Source organism: Gabonia massiliensis (assembly GCF_001403595.1).
GTDB classification, from domain to species: domain Bacteria; phylum Bacteroidota; class Bacteroidia; order Bacteroidales; family Coprobacteraceae; genus Coprobacter; species Coprobacter secundus.
The window spans coordinates 966914-985417 of record NZ_LN877939.1 but is presented as its reverse complement, the minus strand read 5'-3'; the positions used below and the strand labels follow the sequence as shown (position 1 = coordinate 985417).

The 18504-nt window shown below is 35.9% G+C and carries 15 protein-coding genes and 1 tRNA gene; 10 read left to right on the top strand and 6 right to left on the bottom strand.

All coding sequences use genetic code 11. The features are described from left to right. The first annotated feature begins 22 nt into the window (after positions 1–22). From BN2628_RS08825 to BN2628_RS17025, 8 genes are all read left to right on the top strand, one after another. On the top strand, positions 23–931 hold the full coding sequence (locus BN2628_RS08825) for a Ppx/GppA phosphatase family protein (RefSeq protein WP_021931975.1): 909 nt from the start codon (positions 23–25) through the stop codon (positions 929–931). A gap of 304 nt (positions 932–1235) precedes the next feature. Continuing rightward, a complete protein-coding gene (locus tag BN2628_RS08820) occupies positions 1236–2585 on the top strand; it encodes a Na(+)-translocating NADH-quinone reductase subunit A (protein ID WP_021931976.1) in 1350 nt (449 codons plus the stop codon). 28 nt (positions 2586–2613) lie between these two features. Then, a complete protein-coding gene (locus BN2628_RS08815) occupies positions 2614–3825 on the top strand; it encodes an NADH:ubiquinone reductase (Na(+)-transporting) subunit B (protein ID WP_021931977.1) in 1212 nt (403 codons plus the stop codon). An 11-nt stretch (positions 3826–3836) separates the two neighbouring features. Continuing rightward, positions 3837–4538, top strand: a complete 702-nt coding sequence (gene nqrC, locus BN2628_RS08810) for an NADH:ubiquinone reductase (Na(+)-transporting) subunit C (RefSeq protein WP_055096878.1) — start codon at positions 3837–3839, stop codon at positions 4536–4538. Positions 4539–4553: 15 nt separating this feature from the next. Further along, positions 4554–5177: an NADH:ubiquinone reductase (Na(+)-transporting) subunit D gene (locus tag BN2628_RS08805; RefSeq protein ID WP_055096876.1), complete on the top strand. Its 624-nt coding sequence runs from the start codon at positions 4554–4556 to the stop codon at positions 5175–5177. Positions 5178–5201: 24 nt separating this feature from the next. After that, on the top strand, positions 5202–5816 hold the full coding sequence (gene nqrE / locus BN2628_RS08800; RefSeq protein ID WP_021931980.1) for an NADH:ubiquinone reductase (Na(+)-transporting) subunit E: 615 nt from the start codon (positions 5202–5204) through the stop codon (positions 5814–5816). Positions 5817–5846: 30 nt separating this feature from the next. Beyond that, positions 5847–7112, top strand: a complete 1266-nt coding sequence (gene nqrF, locus BN2628_RS08795; RefSeq protein ID WP_082430150.1) for an NADH:ubiquinone reductase (Na(+)-transporting) subunit F — start codon at positions 5847–5849, stop codon at positions 7110–7112. 307 nt (positions 7113–7419) lie between these two features. Continuing rightward, positions 7420–7641 carry a GNAT family protein gene (locus tag BN2628_RS17025; RefSeq protein ID WP_021931982.1) on the top strand — a complete coding sequence of 74 codons (222 nt, stop codon included), beginning with the start codon at positions 7420–7422 and terminating at the stop codon, positions 7639–7641. Between the two features lie 342 nt (positions 7642–7983). On the opposite strand, the gene BN2628_RS08785 is transcribed toward BN2628_RS17025, so the two are convergent. Both BN2628_RS08785 and BN2628_RS08780 read right to left on the bottom strand, forming a co-directional pair. After that, positions 7984–9378, bottom strand: a complete 1395-nt coding sequence (locus BN2628_RS08785) for a Gfo/Idh/MocA family protein (protein ID WP_055096872.1) — start codon at positions 9376–9378, stop codon at positions 7984–7986. 282 nt (positions 9379–9660) lie between these two features. Then, positions 9661–9733, bottom strand: a tRNA-Arg gene (locus tag BN2628_RS08780). 73 nt (positions 9734–9806) lie between these two features. Between BN2628_RS08780 and ung the strand changes: the two genes are divergently transcribed. Beyond that, entirely contained in the window at positions 9807–10469 is a 663-nt protein-coding gene (gene ung, locus BN2628_RS08775; RefSeq protein ID WP_021931985.1) for a uracil-DNA glycosylase, read from the top strand. A 6-nt stretch (positions 10470–10475) separates the two neighbouring features. Then, entirely contained in the window at positions 10476–10949 is a 474-nt protein-coding gene (locus tag BN2628_RS08770) for a C-GCAxxG-C-C family protein (RefSeq protein ID WP_021931986.1), read from the top strand. A 98-nt stretch (positions 10950–11047) separates the two neighbouring features. Here BN2628_RS08770 and BN2628_RS08765 read toward each other — a convergent pair whose 3' ends face one another. From BN2628_RS08765 to BN2628_RS17605, 4 genes are all read right to left on the bottom strand, one after another. Next, the gene (locus BN2628_RS08765) at positions 11048–14899 is read right to left on the bottom strand and encodes a glycoside hydrolase family 88 protein (RefSeq protein WP_055096870.1); all 3852 of its coding nucleotides are present in this window, start codon (positions 14897–14899) and stop codon (positions 11048–11050) included. Between the two features lie 36 nt (positions 14900–14935). After that, positions 14936–17404 carry a M26 family metallopeptidase gene (locus BN2628_RS08760; protein WP_044225571.1) on the bottom strand — a complete coding sequence of 823 codons (2469 nt, stop codon included), beginning with the start codon at positions 17402–17404 and terminating at the stop codon, positions 14936–14938. Positions 17405–17597: 193 nt separating this feature from the next. Continuing rightward, the gene (gene lpxA, locus BN2628_RS08755; protein WP_044225567.1) at positions 17598–18377 is read right to left on the bottom strand and encodes an acyl-ACP--UDP-N-acetylglucosamine O-acyltransferase; all 780 of its coding nucleotides are present in this window, start codon (positions 18375–18377) and stop codon (positions 17598–17600) included. A 26-nt stretch (positions 18378–18403) separates the two neighbouring features. Continuing rightward, a partial coding sequence (locus BN2628_RS17605; RefSeq protein ID WP_257606462.1) for a hypothetical protein occupies positions 18404–18504 on the bottom strand: 101 nt, incomplete at its 5' end.

Sequence of the window (18504 nt, the reverse complement as noted above, 5' to 3'; positions counted from 1 at the left end):
GCAATTAGAAAAGAAGTTTAAAATGGATAAACTGAATTTTGCTGCGATAGATATAGGTTCTAATGCCGTTCGTCTGATGATAAAGGGCATTGCTCATGGTGAGACCATTGAAAATTTGACAAAAGTCTTCATGGTTCGCGTCCCATTACGGTTAGGACAAGATGCATTTACTTTAGGACGGATATCTAATGATAAAACCGGAAAGTTGCTCCGACTAGTAAAAGCTTTCAGGCAATTGATGCAGATATATAACGTGCAGTCTTATAGAGCTTGTGCGACTTCAGCTATGAGGGATGCAGAGAACGGAAGAGAAGTAACAAAATACATTGTAGAGAAAACGGGTGTTGAAATTGAGATTGTGAATGGACAAGAAGAAGCCCGGATAGTTTATGATAGTCATATTGTCGACGAGTTAAATCGAGTGGGAGATTATATTTATGTAGACGTCGGGGGAGGAAGTACAGAAATTAGTTTAATTAGTAATAGAGCTTTGAAAAGCTCTGCTTCTTATAATATAGGTACAGTACGTATATTAAATAATAAGGTTGATAAAGTTGAGCTTTTGCGCATGTATAATGACCTTAAACTTTTATCTGAAGTATATCCGAAATTGTCTGTTATCGGTTCTGGGGGAAATATCAATAAATTATTTCGAATATCCGAATTTCCTAAAGGGAGACCTTTGACTACTGTAAAGTTACGGGAAGAGTTGGATATGCTTAGTGCTATACCGGTAAAAGAGAGAATACGTAAGTTCGATTTGAAACCCGATAGAGCAGATGTGATTGTCCCTGCAGCCGAACTATATTTGCAAATAGCACATCATGTAAAAGCTACAGAAATTTGGGTTCCGACAATTGGAATAGTTGATGGTATTACTTATTCCTTGTGTGAGCAATATCTTGCAGAACATCCTAATTGGGATAAATAAAAGAAAAATCTTAAATTTTTATAAAAGCAGTGAATTTCTCTTAATTCACTGCTTTTTTATGTTGTTTGGTTAAAGCTGCTTTTTAATTAAATTGATTTTTTTATAAAACTACTTTGTAATCTTGAAATAGCAGAATTTATTAAAAAATGAAAAATAGAGATAGCAATGTCCAATAAATAAGCTTTATAATTGACTATTAAGGAGCTAAATAAAGAAAAAAATCTTTATTTGAAATATTTTTTGTTATAAATTGGTGTAAAAAGGCTATCTTTGCACCCAAATTCTAAAATTTATTGAAATCAACATGGCAAATGTGGTGAAATTAAAGAAAGGCTTAGATATAAACCTGAAAGGAAGGCCGGTTAACGTAGTAGAAGAAGCTGCGCTTAGCGAATATTTCGCAATAATACCGGACGATTTTCATGGTGTTGTACCTAAAGTTGTAGTTAAACCTGGCGAGCATGTCGATGCGGGAGCTCCTCTTATGTATGACAAGAACCGTCCGGAGGTTCAATTTGTATCACCGGTAAGTGGTGAAGTTGTGGCAATTAATAGAGGTGAACGTCGAAAGGTGCTGGATATTACAGTAAAAGCAGATACCGAACAAACGTATGTAGAGTTTGGTAAGAAAAATGTAGACGATCTTACAGGAGAACAAATTAAAGATTTGTTATTGCAGTCTGGTATATTTCCATTTATAAAGCAACGTCCATATGATGTTATTGCTAATCCGGAGGTTAATCCTCGGGATATTTTTGTTACAGCATGGGATACGGCACCATTAGCTCCAGATTTCAATTTTGTATTGAAAGGTGATGAAATAAATTTTCAGACAGGACTAGATGCTTTGAGGAAATTGACGTCAGGGAAAGTATACGTTGGTATGTCGGCCAGTAATCCTATTTCTGTATCAAATGTCGAATCTGTTCTTTTTGAAGGGCCTCATCCTGCAGGGAACGTTGGCGTACAGATACAGCATATTGCACCGATAAACAAAGGTGACGTTGTTTGGACGATGAGTGCATTTGATGTTTTGTTTATCGGCCGTTTATTGAACAATGGTATTGTTGATTTTTCTCGTATAGTAGCGATTACCGGGTCTGAAATAAGAAGGCCTTTATATGTTCGGACTCGGTTGGGGGCTCGTATAGATTCAATTTTGTCTGAAAGAGTGAAAAAGACCGATTATCATCAGCGCTATATCAGTGGTAATGTATTGACTGGGACAAAAGTTTCGGAAAATGATTATTTGAGAGCTCCTCATAGTCAGATAACAGTTATTCCTGAGGGAGACGATTGCCATGAATTATTTGGATGGGCAGTACCGGGATTGAAGAAATATAGTGTAAGCCATGCGTATTTTACTTGGTTGTTAGGAAAGAAAAAGGAATATGTACTTGATGCACGTTTGAATGGGGGAGAACGAGCTATCATTATGTCTGGAGAATATGATAGAGTGTTTCCGATGAATATCCTTCCTGAATTTTTGATTAAAGCAACTATTGCATTTGATGTAGAAAAGATGGAGAATTTGGGTATTTATGAAGTTGCTCCGGAAGATTTTGCCTTGTGTGAATTTGTCGATACATCGAAGCTCGAAATTCAGAAAATTATTCGTAATGGCCTTGACGAATTGATGAAAGAGATGAACTAAACTTATAATCAATAAAATTTATATAACATTGAAAGCATTAAGAAATTATATCGATAAAATAAAACCTAATTTCGAACCAGGTGGAAAATTCGAGAAGTTTCAATCGGTATTTGAGGGATTTGAAACTTTTCTGTTTGTTCCGGCAACTACGTCGAAATCAGGTGTACATATCCATGACAGTATAGACGCCAAACGGACAATGTCTGTGGTCATTCTAGCCTTGATTCCGGCATTATTAGTCGGAATGTACAATGTTGGCTATCAACATTATTTGGCTATAGGGGAAAGTGATATTACGGGATTTTGGACAACCTTTCTTTTCGGATTTTTGGCAGTTCTTCCTAAGATTATTGTATCATATATTGTTGGCTTAGGTATCGAGTTTACAGCAGCTCAGATACGAGGACATGAAATTCAAGAAGGATTTTTAGTATCGGGGATTCTTATACCGATGATTGTTCCTGTAGATACTCCATTATGGATGATTGCTGTCGCAACAGCATTTGCTGTTATTTTTGCTAAGGAAGTGTTTGGCGGAACAGGTATGAATGTGTTTAATGTTGCATTGGTAACAAGAGCTTTCCTTTTCTTTGCATATCCATCAAAAATGTCGGGAGATGCTGTATTTGTGAGGACGTCCGATACTTTTGGTTTAGGAGCAGGTACGGTTGTTGATAATTTTTCAGGGGCAACACCTCTGGGACAGGTTGCCACAGCGACAGGCGGACAAGTACATTTGACCAACATATTGGGTGAGCCTATTTCATTGTGGGATTCTTTTGTTGGATTGATTCCTGGCTCTATTGGCGAGACATCAACTTTGGCTATCCTTATTGGTGCTGCAATCTTGTTGTTTACACGGATAGCTAGTTGGCGGATTATGTTGTCGGTGTTTGTTGGTGGATTATTTATGGGATATATTGCAAATTTGTTTGCTTCATCAACTTATCCGGGTTCGATGTTGTCTCCGCTTGATCAGGTTTGTTTAGGTGGATTTGCTTTTGCAGCTGTATTTATGGCGACTGATCCCGTAACAGGAGCCCGTACGACATTGGGAAAATATATTTATGGTTTTCTGATAGGTGTCATCGCTATTTTAATTCGTGTATATAATACAGGCTATCCTGAAGGAGCTATGCTTGCTGTATTGTTGATGAATGTGTTCGCACCTCTGATCGATTATTTTGTGGTAGAAAGCAATGTTAAGAAACGACTCAAACGAGCTAATACTAATGCATAAAAAATGAAGTTATGAATAAGCAGAGTAATGGTTATACAATAATATATGCTTCAGTGATGGTAGTTGTTGTCGCTGCGGTGTTAGCCTTTGCATCGTTGTCGTTGAAACCTCAACAGACAAGAAATGTAGAAATAGATAAGATGAAGCAGATATTGAGTTCTGTAAATATTTCTTCAGATGCGACGAATGCACAGGATTTATATAAAAAATATATTGTCGATTCATACATTATTGATAAACAGGGTAATAAAATAGAAGGCAATGCCTTTGATGTCGATGTTGCGGCTCAGGTAAAATTAGACCCGGATAAAAGAGAATTACCCGTATTTGTTTGTCGATTAGATGATGGAGCTGAGAAATATATTTTCCCGATGTATGGTGCTGGTTTATGGGGGCCAATTTGGGGATATGTCTCTGTCGATACGGATGGAGATACTATTTATGGTGCTTTTTTTGCTCATCAGGGAGAAACTCCAGGATTAGGTGCAGAAATAGAAAAACCTATGTTTTCAGATCAATATCAAGGTAAACATTTTTTTGTTGATGGAGATTTTAAATCTGTAGCTGTTGAGAAAAAGGGGCAGAAGCCTGTAGATGGAGCAGAATATGTCGATGCTATATCTGGTGGTACAATTACCAGTAAGGGGGTTCAGTCTATGATGCAGAATAGTATTGCTCCTTATCAGAATTTTTTAAAATCATTAAAAAAATAAGCGGAGAAGAAAAATATGTTATCGAAAAAAACAAAACAAGTATTACTGGGTCCGCTCTCAAAGAATAACCCGGTAATTGTGCAGATATTGGGTATTTGTTCGGCATTAGCCGTTACTGCAAAGCTGGAGCCAGCTTTTGTTATGGCTATCTCCGTAACGGCTGTGTTGGCATTTGCAAACGTGATTATATCGCTTTTGCGTAATACGATACCTAATAGTATACGTATTATCGTGCAATTGGTTGTGGTTGCTGCATTAGTTATTATTGTAGACCAAGTATTGAAAGCCTATGTATATGATGTAAGTAAACAGTTGTCCGTTTTTGTAGGGTTGATTATTACCAATTGTATTTTAATGGGACGTCTTGAAGCTTTTGCTTTAGGTAATGGACCGTGGGAATCTTTCTTGGATGGTGTTGGTAATGGAATTGGATATGGAATAATATTGGTTATTGTTGCTTTTTTCCGAGAGCTATTAGGTTCAGGAACATTATTTGGCTACCAAGTGATACCTCAAGCTTTTTACGATTGGGGATATGAGAATAATGGTTTGATGATATTGCCTCCGATGGCTTTGATTACTGTTGCGTGTATTATCTGGGTACATCGCTCTCGAAATAAAGATTTGCAAGAAAAGTAGTAGGTTCCTTAAAATAAATAGAAAATGGAAAATTTAAATCTGTTTATCCGGTCTATCTTTATAGACAATATGATATTTGCTTACTTTTTAGGCATGTGTTCTTATCTTGCTGTGTCTAAAAATGTAAAAACAGCAATAGGATTGGGACTTGCTGTAACGTTTGTGTTGGTAATAACTTTACCGGTGGATTATTTGCTGGAAAACTATATTCTTAAGCCTGGAGCTTTACAATGGCTTGGAGACGAGTACAAAACTGTAGATTTGAGTTTTCTTAGCCTGATTATGTTTATTGCGGTAATTGCATCAATGACTCAATTAGTTGAGATGATAGTTGAGAAATATGCTCCTTCTCTTTATGCTTCATTAGGAATCTTTTTACCGTTAATAGCTGTAAATTGTGCTATATTAGGTGGTTCGCTTTTTATGCAACAGAGAGCATTCCCTTCTGTTGGAGCAGCTACAATATATGGATTAGGCTCAGGAATTGGTTGGTTGTTGGCAATTATGGGGATTGCCGCTATTCGCGAAAAGTTGGCTTATTCCAATGTTCCTGCGCCTCTTAAAGGTATTGGGATTACGTTTATAGCAACAGGTCTTATGGGCATTGCTTTTATGAGTTTTTTGGGGATTAAATTATAATCGGGTATTCATTTTAAATAGAAAGATACGATGGTATTATCAATGATTAACAGTCTGACTATCGGGGTAGCAGTAGTTATATTTCTGATACTTATTTTAGTATTGGTAGCAGTATTGTTATTTGCAAAAAATAAGTTGACTCCTTCAGGTGAATTGAAAATAAATATAAATGATGGAGAGAGAGAAGTTGTAACCGGAGCGGGTTCTACATTGCTTTCAACTTTGGCTGCAAATAAAATATTTTTACCATCTGCCTGTGGTGGTGGTGGAAGTTGTGGAATGTGTCGTTGTCAGGTATTAGAAGGGGGAGGAGAGATACTTCCTACCGAGACTGGATTTTTTACTCGCAAACAAATACATGACCATTATCGTTTGGCTTGTCAGGTAAAAGTTAAAAATGATCTTCAGATTAAGATTCCTCAAGAAGTACTGGGAATTAAGAAATGGGAGTGTGAAGTAATTTCGAACCATAATGTAGCTTCTTTTATTAAAGAATTTGTAGTTCGTTTACCAGAAGGAGAAAAATTGAATTTTAAGCCGGGTAGTTATATCCAGATAGATGTCCCTAAATACGATATTAAATTTACCGATATGGAAATTGAGGAAAAATTCCGTGATGAATGGGATAAATTTAAGATGTGGGGGCTTGTTTGTAAAAATGATGAAGAAACTTATCGCGCATATTCTATGGCGAATTATCCGGCCGAGGGGGATATCGTAATGTTGAATATTCGTATTGCTACACCTCCATTTGACCGGAATACAGGGACATGGGCACAGGGAATAAAACCAGGTATTTGTTCTTCTTATCTTTTTACTCGAAAACCGGGTGATAAGGTCACTATTTCAGGACCTTATGGAGAGTTTCATATCCTTGATACTAAACGTGAAATGTTGTATATTGGTGGTGGTGCAGGTATGGCGCCTTTGCGTTCTCAATTGTTGCACTTATTCAAAACGCTGAAAACAACTGATCGTAAAATCTCCTATTGGTATGGAGCTCGTTCTCGACGGGAAATTTTTTATGAAGAAGATTTCCGGGAGATTGAACGGGAATTCCCAAATTTCTCTTTCCACATTGCATTAAGTGACCCTCAGCCTGAAGATAATTGGACTGGATATACGGGGTTCATTCATCAAGTAATATATGATCATTATTTGAAAGACCATGAGGCCCCAGAGGATATAGAATATTATATGTGTGGTCCTGGTCCAATGGCCAATGCTGTTAAGAAAATGCTTTGGGATTTGGGAGTTCCTAGAGAGATGCTTATGTATGATGATTTTGGAGCGTAAACATTTAATAAAGAGGCTGTTTCAAAATAGAATTGCTAAAGTAAAAATCTTACAGATTGAAACTTAAAAGTGAAAAATCTCCTGCTTTTGGCCATATCATTAAGATAAATGAAGGCTAGAGCAGGAGGTTTTTATATTGTAACTTATAGATTATAAGCAAGTCTATCCAATTTTTCTATTTTGAGACAGCCTCATTTTTTTGATTTTATTATTTTTATAGATTATGATGGATGAGCAAATCAGATTTTAGATAAAAAAGATTATTTCTCATTAATCAAAGTTTGGGAAGCATCGATAAGAGCGACTCATGGGTTTCTTGGAAGAAGAAATTTTGTTTTATAAAAAAGCTATATTGGAATATTATTTTGATAATGTGAAGTTGTATGGTATCAAAGAAAGTGTTTCTGAAATAAAAGCATTTATTGGTTTGTCAAATAATCAGGTCGAAATGTTGTTTGTTCATCCGAATTATTATAGACAAAGTCTTGGTACGCAACTTATGCATTTTGCTTTAAATCGTATGCATTAATGTAGATGTAAATGAAGAGAATAAGGACGCTTTGAAATTTTATCTTCATTTAAGTTATGAAATTATTGGGAGAAATGATGTTGATGCAGAGAAGAAAAATCATTCAATTTTGCATTTACGGTACTACGACAGACACGAATGATATAAGCGGCATTCTAATTTAGGTTATTAGTTTTAGGCGTATTTGTTGATTTTATTAAGATTATTATTATGCAACGTGCCAATATCTTGGGATGTAAAGATACGAGGATATGGTCAATAATTAGTATTGGAGAGAGTATAGAACCTTAAAAGTATTTGCATATTATAGTTGTTCAGATACTTTTAAGGTTCTTGATTATTTTAGTAAGCAAATCTTAATTCATTAAGTTTGTTCCAGTTTCCACGTGTGAAATCTGGGATGGTGACAGGTGCGCTGTTATTTTCTATAGAAATTCTGGTTAGTTCTGCTAAGCAGCACCATTCTGCTAAGTCATAGACGTCCATATCCAAAGGAAGTCCATTACGGAGGCAATATATCAGACGATAATCCATGATATAATCCATTCCTCCATGCCCTCCAACTTGTTTTGCTGTTTCTTCTAATTCTTTGATAATAGGATGTTTGTATTTCTCCATTAATGCTTTTTTTATGTCATCCGATACAAATCCATGAGCGGTCAAATTTTCAAAATTAGGAGTTATTTTTTCCGATATTGGAGTCGGACGTAGGACATATCCTTCTACTGGATATTTGTTGGCAAACCCATTCGTCCCGGTTAACTGATACATACGGCTATAAGGACGAGGATTCATGACATTATGTTGAATCATCAAGGTTTTACCTTTTTCTGTACGAATCATGGTTGTTGTGTGGTCTCCATTTTGAAAATCCAAAATATCTTCTCCGGTTTGTTTTTTTATAATATCCGGGCCTGTTACAGCTTTAGTATCCATAGCCACTAAAAAATTCATTTTGTCTCCTCGGTGAATATTTAATAATTGGCATGCCGGTCCCATTCCATGTGTAGCATATATGTCACCTCGGAATCTGCGATTGTAATCCAGGCGCCAGTTATTCCAATATTCTGGCCAAAATTCTTCCAAATTGTGGATATATGAGCCTTCTACATGTAAGATTTCTCCGAATAACCCTTGCTGTGCCATGTTTAGAGTTGTTAGTTCAAAATAGTCGTAGACACAGTTTTCAAGTTGCATACAATGTTTTCGGGTTCTTTCCGAAGTATCTATTAATTTCCAAATTTCATCTAAAGTCATAGCAGCAGGAACTTCTACTGCTACATGTTTTCCATGTTCCATGGCATATATAGCCATGTCGGCATGATGTTTCCAGTCTGTGGCTATATACACCAAATCAATGTCGTCTCGTTCACAGAGTTGTTTCCATGCATCCTCGCTTCCTGTATAGGAAATGGCTCGCGGATATCCGTTTTTGTCTAAAATTTTTTGAGTTTTTTCTACACACTCAGGACGAATGTCACAGAGTGCTATAATTTTGACTCCGGGAATATGAGTAAATCTGCTTACGGCACTTGGCCCTCTCATTCCTAATCCGATAAATCCGGTACGGACAGTATCTATTTTGGGGGCAGTTAGAGCAATGACATCAGATTGTCCTGCAGGCCTTTGAGGTACAGGGATTTCAATTAGATATGTTTCTGTTTTTAGAGAGGCATTACAGCTGAGACATATCAGTAGAAGCAAGTAGAAAAAAAATATATTCAACAATTTTTTCATGGTATAATATATATTTAATATTAGTTGTTTATAAATATTAACATAATGTTATGACGCCAACTATTTTTTATGTTGTATTATAAATATTCTCTTTCTTTTTTACTTAGTTTCTATATTTATGATCTCTCTTTCTCAGGTTTTTCAACTTTTATTTTGATTGTGGTCATGGTTGAAATTTACGAAACTATTGCGAAACATTTTCAAGCAAAAGTAAATAAAATGAACCATAAATCTTTAGAAGAAATATGGTTTATATTGTTAACTTATTGGTTTTTATTTTTGTGACCCCAGCAGGACTCAAACCTGCGACCTTCAGAACCGGAATCTGACGTTCTATTCACTAAACTATGGGGCCTTTTAGCATGCAAATGTAAGAAATATTTGTAGCTTTGCAAATAGATATATTAAAAAGTTTAATTCTATAATTTATGAATGTGCGAATTGAAGAAAGCTGGAAGCGACGGTTGCAAGATGAGTTTGATAAAGACTATTTTGTGAAGCTTACTGATTTTGTCCGTTCGGAGTATGCTACTACTACAGTGTATCCTCCCGGTAGTCAGATGTTTAGCGCCTTTGATGCTTGTCCTTTTGATAAAGTAAAAGTTGTAATTTTAGGTCAGGATCCCTATCATGAACCTCGTCAGGCCAATGGTCTATGTTTTTCAGTAAATGATGGGATTATGTTCCCTCCTTCATTGCAAAACATCTTTAAAGAAATAGAATCTGATTTGGGAATTCCCATTCCTAAGAGTGGCGATTTATCACGTTGGGCATCACAAGGAGTTTTGCTGTTGAATGCGACTCTAACGGTAAGAGCACATCAGGCCGGATCTCATCAGAATCGGGGGTGGGAGCAGTTTACCGATGCTGTAATACATCGTTTGGCAGAAGAACGAGAACATCTTGTATTTATTTTGTGGGGTTCTTATGCACAGAGAAAAGGGGATTTTATAGATCGTTCGAAACATTTGGTTTTAAAGTCTCCACATCCTTCTCCATTATCAGCACATAGGGGTTTTTTTGGAAATAAACATTTTAGTAGAACGAACGAATATTTGCGATCCTATGGGATAGAGCCTATACAATGGTAATGTTTTATGAAAATAGATGTAGAAGAACGTTCAAGAAGGGCAAAAGCTTTTTTCTTGGACGGATATAATTGTTCTCAATCGGTATTTTTGGCATATTGTGATTTATTTGGTATTGATGAAAGATTTGGGGCAACTTTGGTTGCTCCTTTAGGGGGAGGCATGGGCCGGTTAAGAGAAGTTTGTGGAACAGTAAGTGCTTCTTTTATAATTGCCGGGTTAAAGTATCCAGCTGGCATACCTGCCAATACACCCGAAGGGAAAGAAGCTAAAACGAAAAATTATACTGTAATACAAGAGCTGGCCGAGCGGTTTAAAAAAGAAAATGGTTCTATTGTATGTAGAGAATTATTAGGACTTACTAAGAAAAAGGATGATCCGATACCTTCAGACCGTACAGAAGAGTATTATAAACGTCGTCCATGTGCAGAATATGTTGCTATTGCTGCTCGTATTATTGGAGAAAAGTTGAATGAGGAATAAATAAATTAGGAGAGATAAAAAATAAACCCTGAAAATTTGATACAGGACTTTCAGGGTTTATTTATAGTACAAGCTATTGATTCCCGATGCAAAATATATTATTTTTTTATTATTTTAAAAATCCTATCTTGTATTTTGACGAAGTAAATACCTTTAGGATAAGAATCCATTTTTATTTGTTTGTTCTGAGTTTTCATTATCAAATTACCTGTACAATTTAGTATGTAAATTGAAGCATCATTATTAGTACCCTCTATATATAAGGTTTCTGTTACAGGATTAGGATATACAGATATTTTATTTTGTATTTCTATTTCTGAGACGTCTGTAGTTTTTTCTTCTATATATGTATAAGTGACGGTGCTACCAACATATTCATCGTTCGGATTTGGAAGATTAAATTCGATATTGGTGCTATTTCCATTCAATGCAACTTCTGCATTATTACCGGAGAGTATTTTAGAAATGGATATATTGATCTTTTGCTGAGAGTAAGTGGGGTCAGAAATTGATATGGTATATTTCTGATCTTTTATTTTCAATAGTATCATACATGGTTTATCACTGTAAAGGGATAATTCTTTTTCTAAATTGATTGTACCAGCCGTATACATGACAATTGCATATAGGTTGTTTATTTTGCTATATACAATTTGCCCTTTGGAATCATTTTTTTTAATTTCTAAACCTGTATTTTGAGTATATGATTCCATTTCTTTTATTGTTTTGTTTGGAGCAACGATGTATTGGTAAGTAGCATTATCAGGAGTTGTGCCATGATTGAGCCATATACTGAATATAGGTGCAGTTATTGTTTCAGTACTCCCTGATTTGGTTATTTTGCTCCACGAGCCTGTTTGCTCTTTCGCCTCTATATTGATATTGGCTTGTTGAGGAAATATATAACCTATATTATTGTGGTGTATCCATTTTATATCTTCCGAAGTGATGTTTTCGTCAGAGAGTTTTTTTGAATTAGCTCCGTCAGAATAGAAAACATCTCCTGATTGGAAACATTGATTGACTGATGTTACAACGGGAGCTGCCTCAGAAGAAATAATGTCGGAACCTAAACATATCATGGCATCGTCCATGAAGAAATAAGATTTGTTTGCTTTTACATTCTTATAATTATGTTGGTAGGCTAAAATTCCTGAAAGGCTATCACTGATTCCTCCTGCAAAAGTGTTTGTTGCTAATATATATCCGTTTAAATTTGTAAAACTATCTTTCTGAATAGATGTAGTACCCGGGATTCTATTCCAATTCCATAACGGGAAAATATTAAAATATTCCTCACCGGTTGTCATAATATTGGTTGCACCACAGGGAAGGTTGGCAGCTTTGATATTTTCTCCATTGAGAGACTCTGAACCATTAGTTCTGGATGATATTACTTTAGCAGAAAGGTAATAGTTCTTTCCATGGTGGGTCATCATATCGGATAGCCAGAAGTGTTTGTTACCCGAGGTAGGGAAAGGTGCATCTTCTTCAATATGTTGTTTCCATTTAGAATATATATCGGCATGTTCTGTATCAAATTTTGCCATTTTGTCTAATTCTTGTGGGATGAAATTCATATCATAATCAGATGGGCGTGCTATATTTCGACCTTTTACTCCGAAATCCATGACTTTTTTGTAGCTGAAGAGCATATGGCCATTAAGCATCATATCTGAAAATAGTTTTCTTTTTTCTGAACTGAAAGCTGAACTGAAAGTTGTACCTTCGGTAAGAATAATTGTGTTGTTAAGAGCGGAGATTAATTCTAGTCCGTAGCTTCCAGATTGAATTTGTCGTCTATGTTGATGAAAACTAAAGTCTGATTTTAAGCCTTCTTCTTTAGATTCACTTCCGTTGATTGGAAATTTTGTTTTTGCAATTTGTAAAATAGATGCCATTGATGAAAAACCTCGGAATGTTAGATTGTAATTGTTTTCAATACAACCTTTATTAAAAGTTATTTCCGAAACCCATGCCCGATTTTGTCCTTGATGACTTTGATTTCCTGTATCGTCTTTTATAAACGTGGAATATCTTTTTATATCTGATGTCGGGACTTCGTTTTTTATTAGTATGAGTGTATAGGAGTATTTCTGAGGATCTCCGATTGAGTTCCACCACCAATTGTCTTCGTCAGTCGGATAATCCCATCGGGTAACATATTCGCATCCGGATATGATTTTTTTCAGTAAGAGTGGGCTTTTATAATAACTGCACTTGGGGTGGTTATATGCTGTAGCTAAAACGAGTAAGTTACTGAAGTGTTTATCAGGTTCCCATCCATCAGTTAATGAATGGGTATCCGAATAGTCAATGCCTGGCCAAGAGCCATCTTCATTTATGGTATTCATTAGTTGAGTTGGATCTGTATAACCATTAGCAATTAGCTGCTGGACAATTCTTTTAGAGACTATTTCTATGCTTGTATCATATTCGCTGGTATCGTTAATTCTGACTTCAGAGATACTATTCCATTTGTTTTGGGTATTTCCGTTACAATTTATTCTGATGTAACGAGCTTCCTGTGGAGGAAATGGAAAATTTTCCCAACTGCTGGTCGTACCGCTTGACGTACCGTTAAAAACCTCAGTGAAAGCTTTTCCATCTGTTGATAATTCTATAGAAAAAGTTGTCTTACGTTTGTCCCCAGTGTAGAATGCAATGTCTACGGATGCAATGTTTTTTTTTAATCTTAAGTCGAACATAATCCATTGTTCTCCTTCGGCGGACCATCGAGTAGAAAATTGTCTGTCTAAGGTTTTATCAGGTGTATTTTCTGTTCCAGCTTCATAATCGCTGGCAGTGACATCGATATCTATAATGGGCTTTTCTGGTTCAGGCATATCGCCTGGAGCCATTTTAATGAATTCACTGCTTGCTAATAAAAAAGCTCCTACACCGAAATCTGCTGTACTTGTTGCTGTAACAGGTTGAGAAGATTCAGGTTGCCAACCGGCACCTTGAACATACCCTAGAAGTCCCGATGGCTGTATTGCATAAGTTGTCAGTCCATCCCATGCTTTCAATATAGTAGGAAGGTAAGTTGCTTTGTCTAGAAGACCGTTATTGATTCCCCAAGAAAGCCCATAGACAAAAAGAGCTGTCCCGCTTGTTTCCATGCCACCATAGTGTTCCGGGTCATCTAAGTTTACATTCCAGAAGCCATCGTCCCTTTGTCTGCTTTTTATAGCTTCGGCCATTTCTTTGAATGATGTTATAAATTCTTCCCGATATGGACTGTTTTCTGGTAGATCCCTTAATACCCGAGCATAAGCAGCTAATGCCCAGCCATTGCCTCGAGACCAGAATACTTTTTTCCCATTAGGACTTTTTTTGAAAGAGTTTCCATCTCTGAACCATAGATGGTCAGTTGTATCATACAGTTTTCGTGTATTTTTTGTATCTTGATACATAGAGTACATTTGGTTGAAATATGCGTCATCTTCATATAAAACTCCCAGTTTTGAAAATACAGGCATAGCCATATATAAAGCGTCTACCCAGAACCAATCATCTTTGGCTTCTATTGGATTTTTTATCAAATCATCTATACTTTCTTTGATAGCTTTGATTTTAATTTCATTTTTTATTTCGTCCAAGTTATAAAGGTCGATATATGTTTGTCCACATACTTGCTGGTCTGCACCATGATTAGCAGCAGAACTTCCTAAAGCCCAATTATTCTTCTCACCCCAATTGTTCATATAGTTTAGTAACTCTTTATCTGGATATATTTTATAAAATTCCATACATCCAGTAAAATATATCGAAGTGACCCATTGATTATTTCCTGGAGTTGAGTGCCCAGATAAATAATAGTCATTTACCAATTTTATTTTCTTTAAAATTTCAGATTTTTGAGGGATGTTATCGATTCCTTGCGCAAAAGATGTAACTACAAATAAAGTAGTAAAAAGTACGCTAACTGTATGTTTGCTGAGATTCATGATTGATATTATTATTGAATTTTTGAGAATAGGTCTTTATTTTGAAAATTTCAGAGATTGTTTCTGCGTGTTTAATATATAGATACCTTTAGGGAAATTGTTTAATTCGATTCTTGACTCATATGTATCTAACATATGTTTTCCTGTTATGTCGAAAATTGAAACAATATTTTCGGGTAATTTATTTCGAATAATCAATGTATTTCCTTTTATTATGATATCAATAAGATTATTGCTAACAGTTGATATTCCGGTAGTCGATTCTGAAAATATTTTGGCTAATTCTTCTGGTAAAGTTTTTGGTTGATTTTCTGTGTTCATTCCGGATAAGATAGGAAGTGGATATTTTTCATTGCTCATGTTCCATATGCTGATAAAATTCCACTCCAAATTGAGATATGAATCTTCCTTTTTTAAGTCGGATGCAGTTGAGTTCAATCCATCTTTTCCGGAAGCATTACTTTCGGCATTAAGAGTTTCAGTTCCTCTTATTAGTTTTATGTCAGAAAGAGCTCTATTATTCCTGATAGTAGCATTGACAGTCCCGTCTTTAATCCATCCGGCAATACGTCCGATTCTTGTTTGTGCGGTTTCTGATGTAGCTTCGAAAGATATAGAGGGATTTATTGCTACGCAATTTTCGATCGTAATTGTTGCACTGATGCTTGTTCCTGGACCACCTACAATTCCCAATAGACCTCCGATGTTGTATCCGTCACCTGTAGCATTGATTTTACTTGTACTATAGCAATTTCGTATAACAAACTCTGCTTTATTCCATAAATATCCAGCGATTCCACCTGCTCCTTCAGTGTTGATGGATATATTTCCTGAACTGTAACAATCAGATATAATTACATTACCTTTATAACTATAACCTAAAATACCACCACAGCTTTTTTCTCCAATAATGCAAGCATCAGCGTAGCAATTTTTGATTTCAGCATTAGCATTTTCTTTTATTCTTCCTACTATGGCACCAATATTTTCTTTTCCTCTGATTCCTTTGTCTAAAGTTTTTACTCCTAAGTTTTTGATGATAGCATTACCTCCGACATATGAGAATAGACCTGTTTCATTTGTTGTTGGCATGTCAATCCAAAGCCCTGTTATTGTAAATCCGTTACCATCTAGTGTCCCGGTGAAGGGCTCAGTCAATGAGCATAAAGGTATCCATCCAGTCTCTGGGCTATTCGCATATATCCATTCTGTTAAATCAATGTTTCCAGAGAGTTTGTAATGAGCATTAGGAAAAATTCCTATATTATGTAGTTGGGTCGCTGTTTTTATGATATATGGAGACGCTTCGGAACCATCACCACCCTCAAACTCAATTTTAGGTGTATTGAGTAGGTTATTTAATTCGTCAGACAATTTTATGGGTTGTTCATCTGTTGACAGTTGGCTTAAAATGGGAAATGAATACTCTTTATTGGGCATTGTCCAGATATTAGTAAAGTCCCATCCCAATTGTAAATATACAGTTTGTTCAATCAATTCATGTATATTTTTGGTTGTTCCGTCGTTTTCTATCGTGTTATTTTCAGGTATGATATTGGTACCATCTTTAATAAGTTTGGTTTCTTTTAGAGCTATATTATTTTCTATAGTTCCTGTAGTATTTTTTTTTACTAATCTTCCAATAATATGTCCAATGGAATTTTCGGTACTGGAACTGCTTATTTGCAGAAGAGGATTAACCGCTACACAGTTTTTGAGAGTTATATGGGCAGCCTTATCGACAGAAGGTCCGCCTATAGTACCTACAATACCACCTACACAATCTGCATTCTCAGAAATGATATTGGCTGTTGTATAGCAATTTTGTATAATAAAATCTGCTTTATTCCATAACTGTCCAGCTATACCACCGGCATTACTGTTTTTGGCGGTTACTTGTCCGGTGACATAACAATTGGATATAATTACTCCACCGGTATAACTATATCCTAAAATGCCCCCGCTGTTTGTTGTCCCTTTTACGTGTACATCTGCGAAGCAGTTATTGATTAGAATATTAGTTGCATTATTGGATATGCGGCCTACAATTCCTCCAACATCTGACCCTCCGATAATGCCTTGGGCTGTTGTTTTTAGAATGAGGTTTTTAATGACAGCATTTGTCCCTACCCAGGAGAAGAGTCCGCCTATGTGACTATCGGTTGGTCGGTTAAACCAAAGCCCAGTAATGGCATATCCTGCACCATCTAGCTGACCAGTAAAAGGCATAGACTCTTCTGGGCATAAAGATTCCCACCCTTTTTCAGGATTGTTGGTATTTATCCATTCTGTTAAATCAATATTATTCCCTAATTGAAAATAAGCATCTCGATATAGAGTAATATTTTGTATCTGTTCTGCTGTCTGGATAATATATGGGGAGCTGATTGTTCCTTCTCCACTCGTGAATTTGTCAGATATCGCTTGGGAAGGAAGAACTGACAATAAAATAAGAATAACAGATAGAAACTCTGTTTTCGAAAATAGATAAAATGTTTTTCTCATATAATATTGATGGTTAAATGTATACAACAAATATAGAGCTTGTTAAATACCTAAAAAAGTACTTTATTATCTAATTCTTGTACTTATCGGACTATGAATGGTATATTTTTAAATTAAGATATATGATGTTTATATACATAAAAAGCGCAGGGATTTTAATCCCTGCGCTTTTTATGTAAGTCTATTTAGTTTCTTATTGAACGCCTCCGATAATTCCTTTATCAGAATGTTCGATAAAGTCCAAGATATATTGAATCTCTGGAGACATGGGTACCATTTCTCTTATATTGCGGAGAGCGTTTTCTAAACTGGTTCCACATTGATATATTTGACGATAAGCTTTTGCTATATTATCTAAAATGTCATTAGAAATATTTCCTTTCTTTGATAAAAGAACAGCATTGATTCCATAATAACTGATTGGATTATGAGCAGCGACAATATATGGAGGTACGTCTTTATTTGCTCGACAACCATCCCTGACTAATGTCCAACCACCTACGTGGCAACCATGTTTGAGGATAACGCCACTACCTAAAATTGCTTTATCGTCAAGGGTGCAGTTTCCTGCAGTTTTTGTCCCGTTACCCAAAATACAAAAATTTCCGATTTGAGTATCATGGGCTACATGGACACCCTCTAAAATGAAATTTCCATTTCCGACAGTTGTGGAATTTCCTTTAAATGTTGCTCGGTTGATAATTGCTTTTTCTCGAATTACATTATCATTACCGATTTCTACAAAAGTTTCATCTCCTTTAAATTGAAAGTCCTGAGGAGTTGCACCGATGATTGCAGCTTGGTACACCATATTATTATTTCCCATATGGGTTCCTGACAGGATACTTGCATAAGGCATAATTGTACAGTTGTCTCCGATTTCGACATTTTCATCAATGTACGCAAAAGGGTGGATGGTGACATCTTTCCCAATTTTTGCCTTCGGATTTACATAGGCCAATGGACTAATCATAATTTTACTAATTTAAGGTTCATAACTTATCGTCCTCCACCTAATGCATGATAGAGATTAACTATCGATTGCATACGTTGGAAACTATCAGATACCTGTGAAAGTTGTGCACTTAGTAACGATTGTT